Annotated in this window: 3 protein-coding genes; all 3 read right to left on the bottom strand. The window is 66.0% G+C overall.

The features are described from left to right. Window positions 1–247: ISNCY family transposase (locus R3F42_16335; GenBank protein MEZ5543583.1), on the bottom strand; the 247-nt coding region annotated here is incomplete at its 3' end. 29 nt (window positions 248–276) lie between these two features. After that, the gene (locus R3F42_16330; protein MEZ5543582.1) at window positions 277–1275 is read right to left on the bottom strand and encodes a hypothetical protein; all 999 of its coding nucleotides are present in this window, start codon (window positions 1273–1275) and stop codon (window positions 277–279) included. A 78-nt stretch (window positions 1276–1353) separates the two neighbouring features. Next, the coding region (locus R3F42_16325) for an ISNCY family transposase (protein MEZ5543581.1) at window positions 1354–1746 on the bottom strand (393 nt) is incomplete at its 5' end.

Raw genomic sequence — 1746 nt, 5'->3', positions numbered from 1 at the left:
CGGGTACGTCGTAGCCGGTAAAGACCAGCGGGCCGTAACTGGCGGTCACCTTGGTAAACTGGGCCGCCATCGCTTGCAAGTTCGCCGAGGGAGCCGCTTCGTCCTGCATATCGGCGAGCAGCACGGCATACCGGGCCTCGACCGTCGCGCGATCGGCGCCGTCGGGATTGGCCAGGAGGTAGGCCGCCTCCGCCAACCACCCTTGGCCGATGACCAGTTCCGGCCAGAGCGGCGCCGTGGCCTCCAAGGCCCGCCGCAAGGCCTGCTGGAGGCGGCTCAGCGGCGCGGGCACCCCCCTTTTTGGGCCACCCGGTCCAGGCTGGCGGCAATGGCGGACAAGCGGTGCTGGAGTTGCAGACCCCCGGGGGCGAGCGGGGGCTGACCGCCATCCCCGAGCGCGCCCCGAACCGCCGCACAGTACCCCCGGATGACCTCGGCTTCCGGATCGGTTCGGTCTTCGACGGCCCGCTCGATCGGCCGCACCCCGCGCACCCGCTTGCGTAATTCCTTCTGCGCGTGCCGATCGGCCTCCCAAATCGGCCGGCCGGCCTCCCGCAGATAATGAAACTGGCAGAGTTGATGCGGGATCCCAGGCAAGACCTCGGCCACCGCCTGCCGGATGGCCTGCTGGCCATCGCTGATCACGCCCACCACCGGCACGTTCTCCAATCCGAGCAGCGCCGTCCGCAATAACGCGCTCAGGTCGTCACGCCCGGACACCAACAGGCTGCGCGCCAGCAGGATGTCTCCCGACAGCACCTCGCGCACCACCCACAGTACTTCGTGGCCTTTGTCCGGTTGCAAGCCATCCACCGCCAGGATCAGCCGGCCCTGCTGGCGCAAGCCAGCCCGGGACGCCGGGGTGGCCAGCACTACACTCACCAATTCCTCATAGCGCCCCAGCAAGTGATCGACCGTGCGCGGGGCAATCACCACCCCGCGGTTGATTAACGCCTGGTGGATCTCGGGCACCGTGTCATGATCCTGATACCGACAGGCGCCAATCCAGGCGATGACGTCCAGGCCAAACTCGTGATGCGGCAAGGCCAGCCGTCCTTCCAGTTCCGGTCGGTACGGCCGGTGGTAAAACGCACAGGCCGGATTCACACAGCGCCGAACTTGCAACGTGACGGCCAGCACCACCTCCAGGGTCGTGACCGTACGGGCGTTGTCATAGGCAAACCAGAGCGGTCCCCCACACACCGGACAGCACCGGTTCAGGCAGCTTAACACCACCGCTTGCGTCGGTGGCGGGCGTGGCGTGATGCGGGCCATGGCATCCTCCTCCACTCGCGTTTCAGTAGGGATACTACCTTAGACCCTCAAGCCAGGTTTACTTTCCTAGAAAAAAAACTAGGGCGGCAAACTCAGCTTGATCAAGCGTTCTTCCAGGGCCTGCAAATAGGCCTCTGGATCCTGCCGAAACCGCCGACCCAACACCCGTGGCCAGCGGCGTTGTTCCCCGCGGGCGCGCACGATCCGCCACTGCTCGAGGTCGGCGGACGCCAGTTCGGCGGCGGTAAACGTGTGAAGCTGACTCGCCACGGCGGCCGGCAAGCGGGTGGCGCCGCACACCACCAGGCTAGCCGGGGCGTTCTTTTGTCCCGTGGTGCGGCGGAGTTGGTGGCGCAATCCGCCAAACAGTTGCTCCAAATCATTATTGGTCCGCGGTAAGTCGGGTACGTCGTAGCCGGTGAAGACCAGCGGGCCGTAACTGGCGGTCACCTTGGTAAACTGGGCCGCCAT

Source organism: Pseudomonadota bacterium (assembly GCA_041395565.1).
GTDB lineage: Bacteria > Pseudomonadota > Gammaproteobacteria > UBA9214 > UBA9214 > UBA9214.
The sequence above is the reverse complement of the archived record's forward strand: the minus strand, read 5'-3'. Positions and strand labels throughout refer to the sequence as shown.